The organism is Neotamlana laminarinivorans (genome assembly GCF_020523925.1).
Lineage (GTDB): Bacteria > Bacteroidota > Bacteroidia > Flavobacteriales > Flavobacteriaceae > Neotamlana > Neotamlana laminarinivorans.
Window position 1 is genome coordinate 413,739 of record NZ_JAJAPW010000004.1, and the last position, 19,552, is coordinate 433,290.

20 protein-coding genes are annotated in these 19,552 nt (G+C 32.0%); 8 read left to right on the forward strand and 12 right to left on the reverse strand.

Annotated features, from left to right (window positions below; all coding sequences use genetic code 11):
* From LG649_RS11215 to LG649_RS11240, 6 genes are all read right to left on the reverse strand, one after another.
* Window positions 1-1,134, reverse strand: coding sequence for a T9SS type A sorting domain-containing protein (locus tag LG649_RS11215; RefSeq protein WP_226543905.1), 1,134 nt, complete (start codon window positions 1,132-1,134; stop codon window positions 1-3).
* Between the two features lie 50 nt (window positions 1,135-1,184).
* Complete coding sequence (locus tag LG649_RS11220) at window positions 1,185-1,991, reverse strand: TPM domain-containing protein (RefSeq protein ID WP_226543906.1); 807 nt, start codon at window positions 1,989-1,991, stop codon at window positions 1,185-1,187.
* A gap of 55 nt (window positions 1,992-2,046) precedes the next feature.
* Window positions 2,047-2,484 carry a TPM domain-containing protein gene (locus LG649_RS11225; protein ID WP_226543907.1) on the reverse strand — a complete coding sequence of 146 codons (438 nt, stop codon included), beginning with the start codon at window positions 2,482-2,484 and terminating at the stop codon, window positions 2,047-2,049.
* 4 nt (window positions 2,485-2,488) lie between these two features.
* Entirely contained in the window at window positions 2,489-3,073 is a 585-nt protein-coding gene (locus LG649_RS11230; RefSeq protein ID WP_226543908.1) for a LemA family protein, read from the reverse strand.
* Window positions 3,074-3,151: 78 nt separating this feature from the next.
* The gene (locus LG649_RS11235; RefSeq protein ID WP_226543909.1) at window positions 3,152-3,481 is read right to left on the reverse strand and encodes a MerR family transcriptional regulator; all 330 of its coding nucleotides are present in this window, start codon (window positions 3,479-3,481) and stop codon (window positions 3,152-3,154) included.
* Window positions 3,481-4,452: a M23 family metallopeptidase gene (locus LG649_RS11240; RefSeq protein ID WP_226543910.1), complete on the reverse strand. Its 972-nt coding sequence runs from the start codon at window positions 4,450-4,452 to the stop codon at window positions 3,481-3,483. Before LG649_RS11240 ends, LG649_RS11235 begins: the two co-directional genes overlap by 1 nt.
* Window positions 4,453-4,603: 151 nt before the next feature.
* On the opposite strand from LG649_RS11240, the gene alaS reads away from it, so the two are divergent.
* The 3 genes from alaS (at window position 4,604) to LG649_RS11255 (ending at window position 9,283) form a co-directional block, all read left to right on the forward strand.
* Window positions 4,604-7,228, forward strand: a complete 2,625-nt coding sequence (gene alaS / locus LG649_RS11245) for an alanine--tRNA ligase (RefSeq protein ID WP_226543911.1) — start codon at window positions 4,604-4,606, stop codon at window positions 7,226-7,228.
* 80 nt (window positions 7,229-7,308) lie between these two features.
* The gene (locus LG649_RS11250; RefSeq protein WP_226543912.1) at window positions 7,309-8,280 is read left to right on the forward strand and encodes a GSCFA domain-containing protein; all 972 of its coding nucleotides are present in this window, start codon (window positions 7,309-7,311) and stop codon (window positions 8,278-8,280) included.
* Between the two features lie 388 nt (window positions 8,281-8,668).
* Entirely contained in the window at window positions 8,669-9,283 is a 615-nt protein-coding gene (locus tag LG649_RS11255; protein ID WP_226543913.1) for a DUF4230 domain-containing protein, read from the forward strand.
* Here the strand turns inward: LG649_RS11255 and LG649_RS11260 are convergent.
* Window positions 9,263-9,583, reverse strand: coding sequence for a rhodanese-like domain-containing protein (locus LG649_RS11260; protein WP_226543914.1), 321 nt, complete (start codon window positions 9,581-9,583; stop codon window positions 9,263-9,265). The two genes, LG649_RS11255 and LG649_RS11260, sit on opposite strands and share 21 nt — an antisense overlap.
* A 129-nt stretch (window positions 9,584-9,712) precedes the next feature.
* Between LG649_RS11260 and LG649_RS11265 the strand changes: the two genes are divergently transcribed.
* The gene (locus LG649_RS11265) at window positions 9,713-10,468 is read left to right on the forward strand and encodes an enoyl-CoA hydratase/isomerase family protein (RefSeq protein ID WP_226543915.1); all 756 of its coding nucleotides are present in this window, start codon (window positions 9,713-9,715) and stop codon (window positions 10,466-10,468) included.
* A 57-nt stretch (window positions 10,469-10,525) separates the two neighbouring features.
* On the opposite strand, the gene LG649_RS11270 is transcribed toward LG649_RS11265, so the two are convergent.
* Window positions 10,526-11,086 carry a DUF4136 domain-containing protein gene (locus tag LG649_RS11270; protein WP_226543916.1) on the reverse strand — a complete coding sequence of 187 codons (561 nt, stop codon included), beginning with the start codon at window positions 11,084-11,086 and terminating at the stop codon, window positions 10,526-10,528.
* Window positions 11,087-11,174: 88 nt separating this feature from the next.
* Window positions 11,175-11,333, reverse strand: a complete 159-nt coding sequence (locus LG649_RS11275) for a DUF5522 domain-containing protein (protein WP_165586785.1) — start codon at window positions 11,331-11,333, stop codon at window positions 11,175-11,177.
* 50 nt (window positions 11,334-11,383) lie between these two features.
* On the opposite strand from LG649_RS11275, the gene LG649_RS11280 reads away from it, so the two are divergent.
* Genes LG649_RS11280 through hemL form a run of 4 tightly spaced genes read left to right on the forward strand, consistent with a single transcriptional unit; the run spans window position 11,384 to window position 14,742 of the window.
* Complete coding sequence (locus LG649_RS11280; protein WP_226543917.1) at window positions 11,384-11,722, forward strand: hypothetical protein; 339 nt, start codon at window positions 11,384-11,386, stop codon at window positions 11,720-11,722.
* Window positions 11,712-12,623 carry a 1-aminocyclopropane-1-carboxylate deaminase/D-cysteine desulfhydrase gene (locus LG649_RS11285; RefSeq protein ID WP_226543918.1) on the forward strand — a complete coding sequence of 304 codons (912 nt, stop codon included), beginning with the start codon at window positions 11,712-11,714 and terminating at the stop codon, window positions 12,621-12,623. The genes LG649_RS11280 and LG649_RS11285 overlap by 11 nt, the downstream gene beginning before the upstream one ends.
* Window positions 12,624-12,631: 8 nt before the next feature.
* The gene (locus LG649_RS11290; protein WP_226543919.1) at window positions 12,632-13,432 is read left to right on the forward strand and encodes a glucosaminidase domain-containing protein; all 801 of its coding nucleotides are present in this window, start codon (window positions 12,632-12,634) and stop codon (window positions 13,430-13,432) included.
* A 23-nt stretch (window positions 13,433-13,455) separates the two neighbouring features.
* Window positions 13,456-14,742: a glutamate-1-semialdehyde 2,1-aminomutase gene (gene hemL, locus LG649_RS11295; protein ID WP_226543920.1), complete on the forward strand. Its 1,287-nt coding sequence runs from the start codon at window positions 13,456-13,458 to the stop codon at window positions 14,740-14,742.
* A gap of 86 nt (window positions 14,743-14,828) precedes the next feature.
* Here hemL and LG649_RS11300 read toward each other — a convergent pair whose 3' ends face one another.
* The 3 genes from LG649_RS11300 to lysS form a co-directional block, all read right to left on the reverse strand.
* A complete protein-coding gene (locus LG649_RS11300; RefSeq protein ID WP_226543921.1) occupies window positions 14,829-15,290 on the reverse strand; it encodes a hypothetical protein in 462 nt (153 codons plus the stop codon).
* 229 nt (window positions 15,291-15,519) lie between these two features.
* Entirely contained in the window at window positions 15,520-17,598 is a 2,079-nt protein-coding gene (locus LG649_RS11305; protein ID WP_226543922.1) for a response regulator, read from the reverse strand.
* A gap of 117 nt (window positions 17,599-17,715) precedes the next feature.
* Window positions 17,716-19,410 carry a lysine--tRNA ligase gene (gene lysS, locus LG649_RS11310; protein WP_226543923.1) on the reverse strand — a complete coding sequence of 565 codons (1,695 nt, stop codon included), beginning with the start codon at window positions 19,408-19,410 and terminating at the stop codon, window positions 17,716-17,718.
* Window positions 19,411-19,552 lie beyond the last annotated feature (142 nt).

Here is a 19,552-nt window from a genome sequence, read left to right on the forward strand (position 1 = left end):
TTATTTAATCATTTTTTTTATAAAGCGTTTGTTTTCTTGTTCAATAGAAATAAAATATAAACCAGATTTAAGACTGGCCGTCTTAATTATATCACTCTTATTCTGTTGTAAGATGCATTGTCCAATTTTATTATATATTTTAATACTGTCGGCTTTTTTATTCAGTTTTATTTCGTTTTTAAACGGATTTGGGTAAATATTTAAGCTATCAGCTTCAATGTTTTTTTTTGGTGCTAACGTAGAATTATCAATAATAATTTCTCTTAATTTTGAAGGAAATGTGAAGACATTATAAGTTAGCTTTTCGTTTGATAAATATAGGGTATCCGTATTTTCGTTACTTTCAATAAAGCATATACCCTCAACCTGGTTTCCAAAAGGAATAAAGTTGTCTAACCTTGCTGTATTGCTATTTTCAAAAACATTTAAATTTGAAGGTGTAGTAATGTTTAGGTTATAAATTTCAAATAAAAACGGTATAATTTGGTCTTCAGAATAACCCGATAAGTATATTTTGTTTGGGCCAGCCATATCGGCGCCAGTAACTAAACCTTGTACATTAAAATTGCTAACTTTTTTCGCTGTATGTGTGCCAATGGTTTTTGGTAGGGCATAAACATCAACCTCATTATTTTCCCAGTTTTTTGTAAAAATTAATAAGTAGTCATTATAAACTACAAAAGCTTCAGCATCCCAATTGTTGTCATTTAATTTTGAAGTAAAACTTGTTTGGTTTTCGTACGTATAGTTAATAATTTCAGCATTTACTGAATTACTAGAGTTAAATTCAGATTTTAAAACTCTGTAAAACTTTAAATCGGTTCGGTTGCCAAAATTGTTACCTATGTCTCCAATGTATATATAATTATCATCTTCACCCAAATCTTCCCAGTCAAAATTAGTGGCATTATTTATTGTAATGGTTCGCTCCAGATTTCCAATAATATTAAATTCATAAAGTTCAGCACTGTTTCCGCTATCGTTATGGGTGATTAATTTATTGTTAATGTAAAGAAGTCCTGAGGTTTCGCTAGCTATTTCTGGGAAAGTAAACTTTGCTGATGTAGTTACATTTTGGGCATTTAATTGAAATACACAAATTGAGAATGTTATAAAAATACAATAACGAATCATTCTGTTTAATGTTTGATTTACAGAAAGATAATAAAAAAACATTTAAACTGTTACCATCCGCCAGAGGCACCGCCACCGCCAAAGCCACCGCCGCCAAAGCCACCACCAAAGCCGCCACCACCAAAGCTTCCACCGCCAGAGCTTCTGCCCCAGCCGCTAGAGCCACTTCTATAGCTCCCTCGACCCATATTACTTAAAATTATAGCTTCTAAAATATCGGCACCTGTATTTCTATGACCACGATTTCCGCCACCGCCACCACGATTATTTTTAGAAATAGAAATGATTATAATTATAACTATAAAGAACAGGAAAAACGCAACAGCTACAGGAAAACCAGAAGAATTTGACTGTCTAGTGCCTTTGTATTCTCCTTGAAGAACTTCAAAAATAGCATCAACTCCGCGGTTTAAACCGCCATAGTAATCGTTTTGTTTAAAATAGGGTATAATGTCACGATTTATAATGCGTTTACTCATGGCATCGGTTAGTAAATGTTCTACGCCATAACCGGTATTAATTCCAATTTTTCTATCGGCATTAGCTAATAAAATTAAAATACCGTTGTCTTCTTTTTCTTGTCCAATGCCCCAAGCTTGTCCCCATTTTGCACCTAAAAAATTAATGTCTTCGCCTTTAGTAGAATTAATAATGGCTACAACAATTTGAGTGGAAGTGGTATTGGAATATTTTATAAGCTTTTGTTCCAAACTACTTTTTTGAGAAGCAGATAGCAGGTTTTCGTAATCGTAAACGCTGGTTTGAAAACTTGGTTTTTTAGGAATATCAAACTGAGCAAAGGTTTTACTAGATGCTGTTAATAATAGAATTAAAGTTAAAACTACTTTAAAAAGCATGTGTTGTTTGTAAACGGACTTATAGCTAAATATTAATTTGTGCATATTAAAACGCTTATCCTTTTGAAATTTCGTTACTAAGTTCGTTAATATCATCGTTAGAATATGGGAAATGTTTTTTTAGCTGTTCGCCAGATTTTAAAATACCTTGAACTAACCCTTGTTTAAATTGCCCTTTTTTAAAGTGCGATTGAATAACATCTTTCGTGCTATCCCAAAAAGTAGTTGCTACTACATCGTTTATGCCTTTATCACCATAAATAACAAATGTTTTGTCGTTTATAGCAACATAAATTAGTACACCGTTTTGCAATTTTGTGTTATCCATTTTGAGTTCATGAAAAACTTCTAAGGCACGCTCGGTAGCATCTCCGTTAGAAGTTTTTTCAATGTGTACACGTATTTCGCCTGAGGTGTTTAACTCGGCTAAACGAATAGCTTCAACAATTTCTTGTTCTTCTTCAGTAGAAAGAAATGCTTCAATTTTCGACATTTTATTAAAAGTCAAATTTTACCTCAGGAGCTTTTTCAGCGCCAGCTTCAGACTCAAAATACGCTTTTTTGTCAAACCCAAATATTCCAGCAAATAAACTGTTTGGAAAAGACCTGATGGTTTGGTTATAAGGTTTTACCGCTTCATTAAAACGATCTCTTGTAACATTAATGCGGTTTTCGGTACCTTCAATTTGCGATTGTAATTCTAAAAAGTTTTGGTTAGCTTTTAAATCTGGATAACGTTCTACTGTTACTAATAAACTTTTTAAAGCACCACTTAAACCGCCTTGTACTTCATTAAATTTAGCTAATTGTTCTGGTGTAATGTTAGAAGGATCGATACTTACCGAAGTTGCTTTTGCTCTGGCATTAATTACAGCTTCTAAAGCACCTTTTTCATAATCGGCAGCACCTTTAACGGTGTTTACTAAGTTATCAATTAAATCGGCTCTTCTTTGGTAAGAACTTTCTACTTTTCCCCAAGCTTCATTTACGTTTTCATCTAGCCCAACTATAGAGTTGTAGCTTTTAATTCCGAATAAGGCTAATAATGCAATGATTACAACGGGAATAATCCATTTTTTCATGATATAAAATTATTTTTGCGGTTATATATTAGTTAGAAACACAAAGTGTGGAAAAGTTACAAATAAATAAAATAAAAGTTACAGATTCTCTTTTATTTTTATGAGTTGAACCTTAATGTTTTCAAGCTTACTTATAATATCAAAATTACTAAGTGCTTGCTTTTTTTCTTCTTTTAAATGGGTTTTTGCACCTTCAAGTGTAAAGCCACGTTCTTTAACCAAATGATATATAAATTTAAGGTTTTTTATATCGTCTGGTGTAAATTTACGGTTGCCTTTTGCGTTTTTTTTAGGTTTTAAAACATCAAATTCTTTTTCCCAAAACCTAATTAAAGAGGTATTTACCTTAAAGGCTTTGGCAACTTCACCAATGCTGTAATAGCGTTTTTCAGGTAAATCTAAGTGCATTAGTCTAGAGATTGGTTTTCTAAAGATGCGTGTTCTAATAATTTATTAAATTCTTCGGCAGTTAAACTTCCGTAGTAAAAGTTTATTGGGTTTATACGTTGGCCATCTTTAAAAACTTCGTAGTGTAAATGTGGCGCCTCAGAGCGTCCAGTACTTCCCACAAAGCCAATTAAATCGCCACGTTTAACCTTTTGGTTTTTGCGTACGTTATATTTGTATAAGTGAGCATATAAACTAATGTAGCCGTAACCATGGTCTATTCTAATATGGTTTCCATAACCCGATGAGTTGCTGTCTGCACGTTTAACAACACCATCGCCAGAGGCATAAATAGGTGTGCCTCTTGGAGCTGTAAAATCCATTCCCCAGTGCATTTTTCTAACTTTAGTAAAAGGGTCAGATCGCATGCCGTAACCTGAGGCCATTCGTGTTAAATCCTCGTTACTTACAGGTTGTATAGCAGGAATTGCAGCCAAAAGTTTTTCTTTTTCTTCGGCAAGTTTTGCAATCTCGTCTAAAGAGCGCGATTGTACAACAATTTGTTTTTGTAAAACATCTAAGCGTTTGTTGCTTTCTATAATAAGTTTAGAGTTGTCAAAGCCTTCTAAATCTTTATATCGGTTTATACCTCCAAAACCAGCTTTACGTTGTTCGTCTGGTATAGGGTTGGCTTCAAAAAAAACACGATAAATATTGTTGTCTCTATCTGCAATATTATTCAAAACGGTTTCGGCTTGCTGCATTTTTTTGTTAAGCAATTCATATTGCAATTCCATGTTTTGTAATTCGCGTTTTAAGGCACGTTCCTTGGGCGATTCAACATATTGGCTAGTAACAAAAACCATTAAAAATCCAAAAAATGCAGAGGCTAATAAAAAAATAAAAGTATACTTGAACGCTCTTCCTTTTTTACGTTCAATTTTCTTGTAGGAAAGTGATTCGGAATCGTAATAATATTTTACCTTACTCATGTCGCAATTTATGCTATTTTTGCACTTTATTTATTTGGAAATTATGAAGCCTAAATTAAATTTATGCTTAGTTTAGTCGTAATAAACGAGTAAAGATAAAAATTGTTTTCAAATAAATATAATTTAACAAAACTGTAACTATTTTAAGTTGATGAAATCTCAAGACGTTCGAGCCAAATTTTTAAGTTTTTTTGAAGATAAAAAGCATGCCATTGTACCATCGGCACCTATGGTTGTTAAAAACGATCCAACCTTAATGTTTGTAAATGCTGGTATGGTACCGTTTAAAGAATATTTTTTAGGTAATACCAAAGCAAAAAACAGTAGAGTAACCGACTCTCAAAAATGTTTACGTGTTTCTGGAAAACACAACGATTTAGAAGAAGTAGGGTACGATACTTACCATCATACTTTATTTGAAATGCTAGGTAACTGGAGTTTTGGCGATTATTTTAAGGAAGAAGCCATAGCTTGGGCATGGGAATTACTTACCGAAGTTTACAAAATAGATAAAGACATTTTATATGTTACGGTTTTTGAAGGTGATGAAGCAGATGGAACAGAAATGGATACCGAGGCGTATAATATTTGGAAAAAATATATTGCCGAAGACCGCATTTTAAAAGGAAATAAAAAAGATAATTTCTGGGAAATGGGCGATCAAGGACCTTGTGGACCGTGTAGCGAAATACATGTTGATATTCGTTCTGCTGAAGAAAAATCAAAAATCTCAGGTAAAGAATTGGTAAACGAAGATCATCCGCAAGTGGTTGAAATTTGGAACCTAGTTTTTATGCAATACAACCGAAAAGCTAACGGAACGCTTGTTGAATTGCCGAATAAACATATTGATACCGGTATGGGCTTCGAGCGTTTGTGTATGGTGTTGCAAGGCGTACAATCTAACTACGATACCGATGTTTTTATACCTTTAATTAGAGAGATTGAAACCATAACAAATACAAAATATGGTGCCACAAAAACTGAAAATAATGAGGTTGATGTTGCTATTCGTGTAATTTCAGATCACGTTCGCGCCGTAGCATTTTCTATAGCCGATGGGCAATTGCCAAGTAACACTGGAGCAGGTTACGTAATTCGTAGAATTTTACGTCGCGCTGTGCGTTACGGTTTTACATTTTTAAATAAGCAAGAACCATTTATCTACAAATTAGTAAATGTTTTAAGTGAAAAAATGGGAGATGCTTTCCCAGAAATGGTAGCTCAAAAACAATTAGTTGAAAACGTAATTAAAGAAGAAGAACAGTCGTTTTTACGAACTTTAGATCAAGGTTTAGTGCTTTTAAACAAAATAGTTGAAGATACTAAAGGAAGTACTGTTTCTGGTGAAAAAGCTTTCGAATTGTATGATACTTACGGATTTCCAATTGATTTAACCGCCTTAATTTTATCTGAAAAAGGTTTAAAACTAGATGAAAAAGGTTTTGAAGCACAATTACAAAAACAAAAAGATAGATCGCGTGCAGCTAGCGAAACTAGTGCAGACGATTGGACAATTTTAATTGATGATACTGCTGAAGAATTTATTGGCTACGACGCACTCGAAGCTAATGTTAAAATAACTAAATACCGTAAAACAACATCTAAAAAAGATGGTGATATGTATCAATTGGTATTTAATTTAACGCCGTTTTACGCAGAAGGTGGCGGACAAGTAGGCGATAAAGGGTATTTAGAAGATGCACATGGCGATGTGGTTTATATTTTAAACACTAAAAAAGAAAACAACGTTATTGTTCATTTCACAAAGAATTTACCAAAGCACTTAAACGAAAGTTTTAAGGCCGTGGTTAACGAGAGCGAACGTTATAAAACCGAATGTAACCATACCGCAACACACTTATTACACCAAGCTTTACGTGAAATTTTAGGAACACATGTTGAGCAAAAAGGAAGTGCTGTAAATGCTAAACAATTACGATTCGATTTTTCTCATTTTTCAAAATTAACCGAAGAAGAATTAACCGATGTTGAAGCCTTTGTAAATGCAAGAATTTCGGAGAAATTAAGTTTGGTTGAAAAACGAAATGTGCCAAAGGAAGAAGCTATTGCCGATGGCGCTATGAGTTTGTTTGGCGAAAAATATGGCGATACTGTTCGTTCAATTCGTTTTGGACAATCTATTGAGCTTTGTGGTGGGACTCACGTAAAAAACACCAGCGATATTTGGCATTTTAAAATCGTATCAGAAGGTGCAGTTGCATCTGGTATTCGCCGTATAGAAGCCATTACAAATGAAGCTGCTCAAACTTATTTTATTGAAAATAGCAAGGTGTATTCAGAAATGAAAGCTTTGTTGAATAACACCAAAGAACCTGTAAAAGCTCTTGAAACATTGCAAGAAGAAAATGCAAGTTTAAAAAAGCAAATAGAAAACTTATTAAAAGATAAAGCTAAAAACATAAAAGGCGAATTAAAAAGCGAAATTACCCAAGTTAATGGAGTAAACTTTTTAGCCAAAAAATTAGATTTAGATACAGCAGGTTTAAAAGACGTAGCTTTCGAGTTGGGTGGAGAAACCAATAATTTATTTTTATTATTTGGTAGCGAAAAAGAAGGAAAAGCATTTTTAACTTGTTATATTTCAAAAGAGCTTGTTGCTGAAAAAGATTTAAATGCAGGGCAAGTAGTTCGTGAATTAGGTAAATTAATTCAAGGCGGTGGTGGCGGCCAACCGTTTTTTGCAACAGCAGGAGGAAGAAAACCAGATGGTATTGCCGAGGCTCTTGAAAAGGCGAAGGAGTATATTAGCTAAAACCAATGTTTTTAGAATAGCTGAGTTTTCAAATAAGAATTAATGTCATCCCGAACACGTTTCGGGATTTCATTTTAATTATGAATCTACAAACCAAAATACCATTAAGCAAACAGTCTGGTAATTTAATAAATTACCATTCTAATATTTTGTTGCTAGGATCTTGTTTTTCAGAAAATATTGGAGATAAGCTAGAGTATTTTAAATTTAAAAATTTCCAAAACCCATTTGGTATTTTATTTCATCCTATAGCGATTGAAGTCTTAATTACTGATGCTTTAAACAATAAAATATATACCGATAATGATGTGTTTTTTCATAATGAACAATGGCATTGTTTTAACGCACATTCTAAGTTAAGTAATACTTCAAAAGAAGAGTTGCTTAATAAATTAAATCTTCAGCTTCAAAATACTAAAATACAATTGCAAACCGCATCTCATATTGTAATTACGTTGGGTACAGCCTGGGTTTATCGTTTAATAGAAAACAATTCAATAGTAGCTAATTGCCATAAAATTCCGCAGAAAAATTTTAAAAAGGAACTCTTGTCTGTTCAAAATGTTTCAGAATCACTTCAAAACATAATAAATCAAATCCGTACGATAAACAAAGATTCTTCAATTATATTTGCGGTGTCTCCGGTGCGTCATTTAAAAGATGGATTTATTGAAAATACCCGAAGTAAGTCGCATTTAATTTCAGCTATTCATCATGTTATTAACGTGCAATCAGCAAATAAAATAGGTTCAACTAACTATTTTCCTTCTTTTGAGATTATGATGGACGAACTTCGTGATTACCGATTTTACAACATAGATATGTTGCATCCTAACCAACTCGCTATCAATTATATTTGGGAAAATTTTAAACAGGTATGGATTAACGAAAAAGTATATTCAGTTATTAATGAGGTTGATAAGGTTCAGAAATCTTTGCAGCATAAACCGTTTAACGAAAATTCAGAATCACATAAGAAATTTCTTGAAAAAATAAAGGTCAAAATAGAAGCAATACAATCTCAATATCCGCATTTATTGTTCAGTATTTAACTTTTAAACTTTTTTTGTAACACTTAATCGAAAAATTAACTTTTGTTAACATAATTCTTTTACATTTAGAGTGCTATTAATCAGTTCATATTTAAAGCACCAATTACTAAATTCAATTCAGTTGATGCGTAATTGGTGTTTTTAATTTTATTAAGTTTTATTTAAAAATTACTTAACCTAAATCTAATAGTGCTAGGGGTAATCTCTTCTATATTTGTGTTGTTAGAAATAACATACTATACATTAGTTAGGCTTCATACGTCGAAGTAAACTAATGTTTTTTTATGCGTTTATTTATTAGAAACAAAACAAGTTTTTATTTTTAATTTAGAGACACTTCATTAGCGAAAAAATAAAAAATCACAAAAATATTTCTTTAACTTAGCGTATGCGAAAAATTCTTTTTGGTGTAATAATTACTTTGGTTGTATTATTCACCTTTAAATATTGTGGCGATAAACGCGAAGATAAAATTGTGCTTCAAGAAAGTTCGGCGCTTATTCAAGAACAAATAAAAAATGTTGGTAAACTTATAGTTACAGAGGGACATTTTAGCGAGGTTTTTAATTATAAGAACTCTAAAGACATTTTTGGAGATTTAGTTTCGGTTGAAAAAAAAGCTTTAGTGGTTGTTAATGCCGATGTTACGGTAGCTTACGATTTAAGTAAAATTGAATTTGAATTAGATGAAGTAACTAAAACACTTACTATTTTAAAAATACCTGAAGAAGAGATTAAAATAAATCCGGATTTTGAGTATTATGATATTCAAGCAGATTTTTTAAATCCTTTTGAAGCGAAAGATTACAATGAAATTAAAAATATTGTAAAAAAATCGTTGAGTAAAAAAATAGAAGCATCCGATTTAAAAAAGAATGCCAAAAACCGATTAATTAGCGAGCTTTCTAAATTTTATATATTAACCAATTCGTTGGGCTGGACACTTAAATACAACGAAAATCCGGTAAAGTCTGCTAATGATTTAGAGCGGGTTAAATTGTAATTTTTTATTTAAACTAATCCAGCCGCCGCCATTAATAGCTTTAATACCATTAGTTTTTAAAATATTAGCAGCAGTTCTAGAACGCACACCAGCAACACAGCAGGTTATTACTGGTTTGTTGTAGTTTTTTATTGTATCAATTTTTTGCCCAATCTCATTCAAAGGAATATTTATAGCGTTTTTAATGCCGCCTGTGGCAAACTCTTCCTTGGTACGAACATCAATAATAATAGCATTTCTTAATTGAAATGCTTTAATTTTTCTTTTACTCGATCCAAAAAAAATATTTAAAAAATGCATAGTTGCTTATTTATGTCAAATTAAAGGAAATAATATTAAACAATATCAATATGTAATATGAGCCTGTTTAAAGATGATTAATAATTTGTGTATCTTCACTTTTTACAACTATAAAGTTTTAGAATTATAATGATAGAGCCTTACGTAACATTTAATGAAAAAAATAATGTTGGTTATATTGAGTTTTTTCATCCTAGCCATAATGCCATGCCAAGTAATGTTTTAAAACAATTAGAACAAACCTTTGTAAATGCTGAAAATAGTGATGTTAAAGTACTAGTTTTAAAAAGTGGAGGAGATAGAACGTTTTGTGCAGGAGCAAGTTTTAATGAATTAATTAAAATTGAAGATGAAGCTACCGGAAAAGCTTTTTTCTCTGGTTTTGCCAATGTAATTAATGCGATGAGAAAGTCTAGTAAAATAATTATTGGTCGTGTGCAAGGAAAGGCAGTTGGTGGCGGTGTTGGTTTAGCCGCAGCAACCGATTATTGTTTGGCAACACAATACGCATCTATAAAATTAAGTGAGTTAAGTATTGGTATTGGGCCATTTGTTATAGAACCCGCAGTTACTAGAAAAATAGGAGTTTCTAATATGTCGGAAATGACATTGAATGCTGAAACTTTTTACTCTGCAGAATGGGCAAGAAGTAAAGAGTTTTTTGTTGATGTTTTTAAAACTACTGAAGATTTAGATGTAGCTGTTAAAAATTTAGCAGAAAAATTAGCAAGCTATAACCCAGAAGCTTTAAAAGAAATGAAGCGTGTAATTTGGCAAAACACTACCCATTGGGATGATTTGTTGAGTAAACGCGCAGAAATTAGTGGTAAATTAGTATTAAGTAAGTTTACAAAAGAAACATTACAACGATTTAAACAAAGTTAGAGTACATTAAAAAAGCGTTCTTATTTCAGAACGCTTTTTCTTTTATTAAAAGATATTTTATTGCATAGCTTCCGGCGGGTATTTTTTCATTATTTCTGAAACAAACTCTTTAATGCGTTCTTCTTTTTTCTCAACATTTCTACTTAAATATCCAGTTCCCATACCTTGCCATATAAGTTCTTTTTTGTTAGCATCAATAAGGTCAATAAACAAAGTGCCCTCTGTGCTAACCGAAGTTGTAGGTTGGTTCCAACCCCAGCCCCAACCAGGACCAAAACCAGGACCCCAGCCACCCCAACCCCAAGCGCCGTTGCCCCAGGTATTGTTGTAAACATCTACACGTTGGTTCGATTTAGTAAAAAGGCTAACCAGTAAATCTGGATTTTCAGACTTAGTAAATCCTTTAGCTAAAAGTTCGGCTTCAATGGCTCGTAAAATACGACGTTTATCTAGGTCGCTTATTTCTGCTTTATCTATGCCTGTTTTAAAAAAGGCGAAAGTTTTGTAATTATTAAAATCTGCTTTTTTATCATAATCGGCAGCAACTCTTACAGAGGTGCATGACGAAAAAACCATAAAAAAAGCTAAAAGAGGTAAAGTTTTTAAAAACGTTTTCATAGCAAAGTTTTTTAGTTAATTCTTAAGAAAATTTCATTAAACTTAAATATCAATAATTATACCAACCTATTGTATTTAAAAATTTTAACTAATAGCTGTTGGTTTTTTTATTATAGCCGTAAGGGCAATGCCTACAACCACTTTCGCAACAATAACCACGTTTTAAATGGTATTGTTCGGTAAAACAACGATAGCCTTCGGGCGTTAAATAGTAATCGCCTTCTTCAACTGGAATTATTTTTTTCATCTTAATCAAAGATAATGTAATTTGGATTGATTTTTGAAAAGCTTTTGTTAATGATTTTTGTTTCAAAATATTTAGTGCCCAATGGTTATTTAGGTTTAACCCTTTTTCCTTTTGTATTTTTAAAAAAGAAGGAGTTAAAACAAGATGCTGTTTTTATTAATCATGAGCGTATTCATTTAAAACAACAATTAGAGTTGTTGGTTATACCGTTTTATTTTTGGTATGTTATTGAGTTTGTATTTCGTTTATTTCAATACAAAAAGTGGCATTTAGCTTACCGAAATATATCTTTCGAGCGCGAGGCTTATCTGCAAGAAAAAAAACTAGAATATATTAAAAATAGACCGTTTTGGGCTTTTTTAAAGTATCTTCGCAGGCATGATTTTTAAGCTAGAACATAGCATAAACCAGCGCATAAATTTACCAGAAAAATATGGTATTGAACTTTATATTAAGCGAGAGGATAGAATTCATTCGTTTATTTCTGGGAATAAATACCGTAAATTAAAATACAATCTTCAAGAAGCACAGCATTTAGGTTTTAAAACTTTATTGACTTTTGGTGGGGCTTATTCCAATCATATTGCTGCTGTTGCAGCTGCAGGTAAAGTTTTTAATTTTAAAACTATTGGCGTAATTCGTGGCGAAGAGCTTCTAAATAAAATCAGTCAAAATTCTACTTTAAGTTTCGCTAAAAAAGAAGGGATGCAATTTAAATTTGTTACTCGAGAAGCTTACAGAAATAAAACAAGTGAATCATTTTTAAATCATTTAGAAAACCAATTTGGAAGTTTTTTTGTTATTCCTGAAGGTGGCACAAATGACCTCGCAGTAAAAGGCTGTGAAGAAATTTTAAATGAAACAGATAAAGATTTTAATTTTATCTGTACTGCAGTTGGTACAGGCGGCACTATTTCTGGTTTAATAAATGCATCAAACCAAAATCAGCAAATTTTAGGCTTTCCGGCGCTTAAAGGTGACTTTTTAAAAGAAGATATTAGTAAATTTGCATCGAAGAGTAATTGGAAAATAATTACAGATTACCATTTTGGCGGTTATGCTAAAATAAATGAGGATTTAATTGATTTTATAAATAGATTTAAAGCAGATAGTAATATACCGCTCGATCCGGTTTATACTGGAAAAATGATGTTCGGAATTTTTAATTTAATTGAAAACGGCTATTTTCCGAAAGGCTCAAAAATACTAGCAATTCATACAGGTGGTTTGCAAGGAATTTCCGGGATGAATACATTATTAAAAAAGAAAAATTTACCCTTAATAAAGTAACTTTTTAAATGAAAAAAATATTATTGATTTGTTGTTTAAGTTTAATTGTATTTAGTTGTAAAACAAAAAAGACAGCTACAACAAAACGACCAACGCGAACTACACAAACAACCAAACAGACTTCAACCCGCAATAAAACTGAAGAATCTACACCTAAAACTGTTACAAACAGTCCTAAAGTTTATGCAAGTAAAACTGAAGAATATATTGATTTATACAAAGAAGTTGCTCAGCAAGAAATGCAATTATATGGTATTCCTGCAAGTATAACTTTGGCCCAAGGTATTTTAGAATCGGCCTCTGGTTATGGAAGATTATCGGTTGAAGCTAATAATCACTTCGGAATTAAATGTCATGGCTGGACTGGAGCAAAAATTTATCATGATGATGATGCATTGCAAGAATGCTTTAGGAAATATAAAGATCCAAAATATTCATTCAGAGACCATTCATTATTTTTAAAAGATAGAAAACGCTATGCAGCTCTGTTCGATTTAAAACAAGAAGATTATAAAGGTTGGGCAAAAGGCTTGCGAGCTGCTGGTTACGCTACCGATAGAAAATACCCGGATAAATTAATTAGCTTAATAGAACGCTATAATTTAGACGAGTTTGATAAAAAAGTACTTGGTAAAAGTTATACGCCATATAAAGCACCAACTTATAACCAAACCTATACCGTATCGAAAGGTGATACACTATATTCTATTTCTAGAAAGTATAATTTAACGGTAAAAGAATTGCAAAAATTAAATGGTTTACGTAGTACAAACTTAAGTATTGGGCAAGTTTTAATTGTAAAACCTTAATTTTAAAAACATAAAAAATAAAAATGATTTATAAGAGAAGTAGCGCATTATTTGCAGAAGCCGAAAAAGTAATTCCAGGAGGTGTAAACTCACCAGTAAGAGCATTTAAAGGTGTTGGAGGAACTCCAATTTTTGTAAAAGAAGCAAAGGGCGCTTATTTGTTTGATGAAGATGATAATAGATTAATAGATTATATAAATTCTTGGGGTCCTATGATTTTAGGTCATGCTTTTAAACCTGTGGTAGATGCGGTAGTGGAAAAAGCACAAAAAGGGACATCGTTTGGAATGCCAACCGAAATTGAAACTAAAATAGCAGAATTAGCAGTTTCAATGGTTCCTAATATAGATAAAATCCGTTTTGTAAACTCAGGAACTGAAGCTTGTATGAGCGCCGTAAGGTTGGCACGTGGTTTTACAGGAAAGGATAAAATTATAAAGTTTGCTGGTTGCTATCATGGCCATTCCGATTCGTTTTTAATTCAAGCGGGTAGTGGTGCTAGCACCTTTGGAACACCAAACTCACCAGGTGTTACTCAAGGTACAGCAAAAGATACCTTGTTGGCAAATTACAATGATATTGAAAATGTAAAAGCTATAATTGAAGCTAATAAAAACGAAATAGCTTGTATTATTATCGAACCAGTTGCTGGAAATATGGGCTGCATCCCACCAAAAGAAGGTTTTTTACAAGCGTTAAGATCCGTTTGCGACCAAAATAATATTTTGCTGATTTTTGATGAGGTTATGACAGGCTTTCGTTTAGCAAAAGGAGGCGCACAAGAACTATTTAATATAAAAGCAGATATAGTTTGTTTTGGAAAAGTTATTGGTGGTGGTTTACCTGTTGGAGCATTTGCAGCTAGTCATGAAATTATGGATTATTTAGCTCCAGTTGGTCCTGTTTATCAAGCAGGAACTTTAAGTGGAAACCCGTTAGCTATGGCAGCAGGTTTAGCGATGTTAACCGAGTTGAATAGCAACGGAAGTATTTTTGATAGCATTAACGAAAAAACAGAATATTTACACAGAGGTATTACAAAAGTATTGAACGATAATAAAGTGGTGCATACCATAAACCGTGTAGGTTCTATGATATCTGTACATTTTGATGAAGCAGAGGTTTACGATTTTAATACGGCTGCAAAAGGTAATAATGAAACCTTTAAAAAATTCTTTCATGGTCTGTTAAGCGAAGGTGTTTATATTGCACCAAGTGCTTTCGAAACTTGGTTTATAACAGAAGCATTAACTTATGAAGATTTAGATTTTACTATAAATGCAATAAACAAAGTAGCAAAAACTTTGTAAAAAAAGCACAGCGTATTCAAAATGTTTTGAATACGCTGTGTTATCAATCAATCAACTAAAATAATTGAACCAACTCAATTATATTTTTAGGCTTTTTTACCTTCGCCTTTATTTTTTTTACCGCGTTTACCCATGCGTTCTTGGTGTTCTTGCCATTTTGCATACTGGTCATCGTTTAAAATATCTTTCATTTTAGCTTTCATAGCTATTTTATGATCTAAACGAGCGTTCTCCATAGCTAAACGTTCTTCGGCTGTTGGTTTTTTACGTTCTTCACCGCTTTCTTTTTTAGCTTTACGCTCCTCCATCATGGCTTTGCGTTTTTTTGCATTTTCTAAATTTATAGCTTGAATTTTTTCTTGTTGCGACTTTGTTAAATCTAACTCAAGTACCATTCGTTTTGTTTGTAAAGTGGCAATTTCTTCAGCAGAAAGATTCATCATTTTGTCTCCTCTATCTTTTCTGTGGTTTCTTCTTTCTCCATCTTCATTTTGCGCTACAGCTTGTAATCCTACCAATGCAATAGCAATTAAAAGTATTTTTTTCATCTTATTTTGTTTTTAAATTATTTGTCTTTAGGACTTATAAATTTTAAAATAGTTTAATAACTATTGCTACTTTAACTTGAGCTTAACAAATTGTAAATAAGAGTGAAAGATTGTGAAGTGTAATAAATACAAGGGGTTTAAAGGAGTTTTGTTTTTAAAAGTGTGGTAATAATTTTGAATAAAATTTATATTACGATTTAATAAAAAAAGAAACTTTTTATTAAATACATTAATTATTGTAGTTGTTAAAATGAAAATTTAAAAGTTTGGCTATGTGTTCCTTTTTAAATGGCTTAGAAAGGTAGTTATTCATTCCATTTTCAAGTGCTTTACTTATGGCTTCTGGAGTTACATTTGCAGATAAACCTAGTATAATTACATCTTTATCTAATTTTCTAATTTCTTTAGTAGCTTCCCAACCATCCATAACAGGCATATGTATATCCATGAAAATTAAATGGAAGTTTCCTGATTTAAACTTGTCGAGTCCTACTTTGCCGTTATCGGCTGTTTGTGCCTTGATATTAAAACTTTCTAAGAATTTTTTTAGTACTATAACATTCAGTTTGTTATCGTCTACAATAAGGACATTTAGCTTAGAAAGGTTAGTAGAGTCTTCGCTTGTTAACGATTTAATTTTAAATTCATTTTGATTGGGTAGGATAGGGAAAACAACATTAAACTTAAATGTTGTGCCTTCGTTTAGTTTACTTTTTACTGTAATATCTCCATCCATCATATTAATGAAAATTTTACTAATAGCTAAGCCTAATCCGCTGCCTTCGTATTGTTTTTTTATACTATTTTCAATTTGTTTGAAGCGCTCGAAAATAGAATCCATTTTATCGGGTGGAATGCCTATACCAGTATCTTTAATAGAAATTTTTATTTCTAATTTATTGTTTTGTGTAACTTTTTCGTTATAAATTAATGTAATACCACCATGATTTGTAAACTTTAATGCGTTTTTAAGTAGGTTGTTTATTATTTGAACAAACTTACCCTCATCTCCTGTAACAAATAAATCTTTTACCTTTTTATACTTTGATTTAAGATAAAGGTCTTTTTTTAAGAATATAAACTGGTTTACTTCAATAAGATCCTTAACTTTTTGAAAAGGATTGAACTTGATTTCTGAAAGTTCTATTTTTCCAGATTCAATTTTATCAATATCTAAAATATCATTTACAATATTTAAAAGGTTACTAGAAGATTTTTCCATTAAACCTAAATACTCTTTATTCGTTTTATTTAGTTTACTTTCTTTTAAAAGTTCAATAAAACCTAATATGGCATGTAGCGGTGTTCTAATTTCATGACTCATGTTAGATAAAAACTCTGTTTTAGCTAACGATGCTTTTTCAGCTTTTTTACGCTCTTTATTTAACTTTTTATTAGTTGTTATAAGTTTGTTGTTTGTTTCTAAAGCCAATTTACGTTCATTAACAACACTTAAATAAAAATAAACTAATAATGAAATTAATAAGCTAAATAATAACCCTATTATTAATGTTATACTAGTTAGCTCACGTCTTTTTGTGGATTGAAATTTTTTACTAGGAAAGAGTTTTAAAGTCCATTGTTGATTGTCTAAATCATCAACGAGTATATTAAATGTAAAGCTAGCTGGTGTATTTAATTTGTTGTTTGAGTTAAGTTGGAAAAATAATGTATTAGTATGGTCGTAAAGCTCAATGGCATAAAAATTATTTAAGCTAGAACTAAATTTTGTGAATTTTGCATTAAAATCCATTCCCGCAGAAATTGTGCCTTGAAAAGTGTTATTAAAGTAAACAGGTACATCAACTAGAAATGCATGACCTCCTTGTGTTAATGCACTCCAGGGTGTGATGTTTGTTTCGTTAAATTTGGCGTGGTTTATCCATTCGTCTCGGCGATATTCAACTTTAGATATGTCTAGGTTTAATGCACTTTCGTTACCAACTAATGGAGTTATTTTGCGAATTACCATTGTACTGTCTATCCATTCTAAAAACCTAAAGCTTTGGGTTTGTTCAATAAGTAATTCGGCATCTTTTTCCCAATAATTAAGAAACATGCCATTAGTAAACTCAATTCTATTTTTTAAGTTTTCAAGCTTGCCTATATCACTATTTAAAATATTTTCAAATTCTTTTGATGTAAGTTGGCCAACTTGATCAATGTTATTTTCTACTGAAGTATTTAAAGAGTTTAAACTACTTTTAAAAACTGTAAAAACTATTGTAATACATAAAATAAAAGTAAAAAGAGGTAGTAAAACTATTTTGCTTTTTAATTTATAAGGTATTTTTTGAGATTTAATCATTAATTGTTTTGCAAATAGTAATTTCTTACCAAATAAATTTAACTAAAAAAAGCACTAAAACTAGAAAAACCTTACACTTTTTAATATGTAAGGTTTTTTGTAGGGTAAAACAATGGTTTATAAAACTGTTACAAATAAGCCCTCGTCTGTTTTTTCAACTTTGGCTAAATTATTTTTAGTTAGTTCTTTAATGGTTTTATCCCATTTTTTATTAGATAAACCAGATGTGGTTTTTAATTCTGTTAATTCTATTTTTTCAGCTTTGGTTAAAACTTCAAAAACAGCCTTAGCATCTTCACTTATTTCTAAAGGTTTCTTTTCTGGTCGCATTTGCGGGAAAAATAAAACCTCTTGTATAGATTGGTTATTGGTTAAGTACATAATTAATCGGTCCATACCAATACCCATTCCAGAAGTAGGAGGCATACCATATTCTAAAGCACGTAAAAAGTCGTAATCAATAATGCCATTAGCTTCGTCGTCACCCTTTTTAGCCAATTCCATTTGGTGCTCAAAACGCTCACGTTGGTCTATTGGGTCGTTAAGTTCAGAATAGGCGTTAGCAATTTCTTTACCACAAACCATAAGCTCGAAACGTTCGGTTAATTCAGGGTTTTCACGGTGTTCTTTACACAATGGGCTCATTTCCTTTGGATAATCTGTAATAAAGGTTGGCTGTATGTAGTTACCCTCGCATTTTTCACCAAAAATTTCATCAATAAGTTTACCTTTTCCCATAGTATCATCAACCTCAATACCCATACTCTTAGCAGCTTCACGAATTTCGGCTTCTGTTTTACCAGTAATATCAAAACCAGTAAAATGTTTTATAGAATCGGCCATAGTAACACGAGCGTAAGGCGCTTTAAAATCTATTTCATGCTCACCAAAAGTAACTTTAGTTGTTCCGTTTACAGCAGTAGAACAATATTCTAAAAGCTTTTCACAGAAATCCATCATCCAGTTATAATCCTTGTATGCCACATAAATTTCCATGGCAGTAAACTCAGGATTATGCGTTCTGTCCATACCTTCATTACGGAAGTTTTTACTAAACTCGTAAACCCCATCAAAACCACCAACAATAAGGCGCTTTAGGTAAAGTTCGTTAGCAATACGCATGTATAAAGGCACATCTAAAGCGTTGTGATGTGTAATAAATGGGCGCGCAGCAGCACCACCAGGAATAGGTTGTAAAACCGGAGTTTCAACCTCAAAATATCCAGCATCGTTAAAAAACTTACGCATGGCGTTAAACAGTTTTGTACGTTTTACAAAAACCTCTTTAACATTTGGGTTAACCACTAAGTCGGCATAACGTTGTCTGTAACGTAATTCTGGATCGTCAAATTTATCATGAATATTTCCATCGGCATCAACTTTAGGTAAAGGTAGTGGTTTTAAAGCCTTGCTTAATAGCGAAAAATCTTTAACCATAACCGTTTTTTCACCAACTTTAGTTGTAAAAAGCTCACCTTCAACACCAATAAAATCACCTATATCAAGTAATTTTTTGTAAACGGTATTGTATTTTGTTTTATCGTCTCCAGTACAAATTTCATCTCTGTTAAAATACACTTGTACGCGCCCTTCGGCATCTTGTAATTCGGCAAAACTAGCATTACCTTGTATACGTCTAGACATTAAACGTCCTGCGATAATAACCTTTTTACCAGCTTCAAAATTGGTTTTAATCGTTTTCGAGCTATCATTTACCGGATAAAGATCGGCCGGATATGGATTAATACCTAACTCTCGTAATTTTCCTAATTTGTCTCTTCTTACAATTTCTTGCTCTGATAATTGCGCCATAGCTTACTTACTTGATAAAATTTTAATGGCGCAAAGATACACATTTGCCATTGTTTTTAAACATCATATTTTTACTATTTTTTAGGGCGTTACCACAAGGGTCGGGCTTTCGCTACTCGCTGCCTTCTGCGGCGGCGAGCTC

Bases quoted from the DNA above. Each gene is read 5' to 3' on its own strand.
- LG649_RS11215 (WP_226543905.1), bottom strand. From the start codon at position 1,134: ATGATTCGTTATTGTATTTTTATAACATTCTCAATTTGTGTATTTCAA.
- LG649_RS11220 (WP_226543906.1), bottom strand. From the start codon at position 1,991: ATGCTTTTTAAAGTAGTTTTAACTTTAATTCTATTATTAACAGCATCT.
- LG649_RS11225 (WP_226543907.1), bottom strand. From the start codon at position 2,484: ATGTCGAAAATTGAAGCATTTCTTTCTACTGAAGAAGAACAAGAAATT.
- LG649_RS11230 (WP_226543908.1), bottom strand. From the start codon at position 3,073: ATGAAAAAATGGATTATTCCCGTTGTAATCATTGCATTATTAGCCTTA.
- LG649_RS11235 (WP_226543909.1), bottom strand. From the start codon at position 3,481: ATGCACTTAGATTTACCTGAAAAACGCTATTACAGCATTGGTGAAGTT.
- LG649_RS11240 (WP_226543910.1), bottom strand. From the start codon at position 4,452: ATGAGTAAGGTAAAATATTATTACGATTCCGAATCACTTTCCTACAAG.
- alaS (WP_226543911.1), top strand. From the start codon at position 4,604: ATGAAATCTCAAGACGTTCGAGCCAAATTTTTAAGTTTTTTTGAAGAT.
- LG649_RS11250 (WP_226543912.1), top strand. From the start codon at position 7,309: ATGAATCTACAAACCAAAATACCATTAAGCAAACAGTCTGGTAATTTA.
- LG649_RS11255 (WP_226543913.1), top strand. From the start codon at position 8,669: ATGCGAAAAATTCTTTTTGGTGTAATAATTACTTTGGTTGTATTATTC.
- LG649_RS11260 (WP_226543914.1), bottom strand. From the start codon at position 9,583: ATGCATTTTTTAAATATTTTTTTTGGATCGAGTAAAAGAAAAATTAAA.
- LG649_RS11265 (WP_226543915.1), top strand. From the start codon at position 9,713: ATGATAGAGCCTTACGTAACATTTAATGAAAAAAATAATGTTGGTTAT.
- LG649_RS11270 (WP_226543916.1), bottom strand. From the start codon at position 11,086: ATGAAAACGTTTTTAAAAACTTTACCTCTTTTAGCTTTTTTTATGGTT.
- LG649_RS11275 (WP_165586785.1), bottom strand. From the start codon at position 11,333: ATGAAAAAAATAATTCCAGTTGAAGAAGGCGATTACTATTTAACGCCC.
- LG649_RS11280 (WP_226543917.1), top strand. From the start codon at position 11,384: ATGATTTTTGTTTCAAAATATTTAGTGCCCAATGGTTATTTAGGTTTA.
- LG649_RS11285 (WP_226543918.1), top strand. From the start codon at position 11,712: ATGATTTTTAAGCTAGAACATAGCATAAACCAGCGCATAAATTTACCA.
- LG649_RS11290 (WP_226543919.1), top strand. From the start codon at position 12,632: ATGAAAAAAATATTATTGATTTGTTGTTTAAGTTTAATTGTATTTAGT.
- hemL (WP_226543920.1), top strand. From the start codon at position 13,456: ATGATTTATAAGAGAAGTAGCGCATTATTTGCAGAAGCCGAAAAAGTA.
- LG649_RS11300 (WP_226543921.1), bottom strand. From the start codon at position 15,290: ATGAAAAAAATACTTTTAATTGCTATTGCATTGGTAGGATTACAAGCT.
- LG649_RS11305 (WP_226543922.1), bottom strand. From the start codon at position 17,598: ATGATTAAATCTCAAAAAATACCTTATAAATTAAAAAGCAAAATAGTT.
- lysS (WP_226543923.1), bottom strand. From the start codon at position 19,410: ATGGCGCAATTATCAGAGCAAGAAATTGTAAGAAGAGACAAATTAGGA.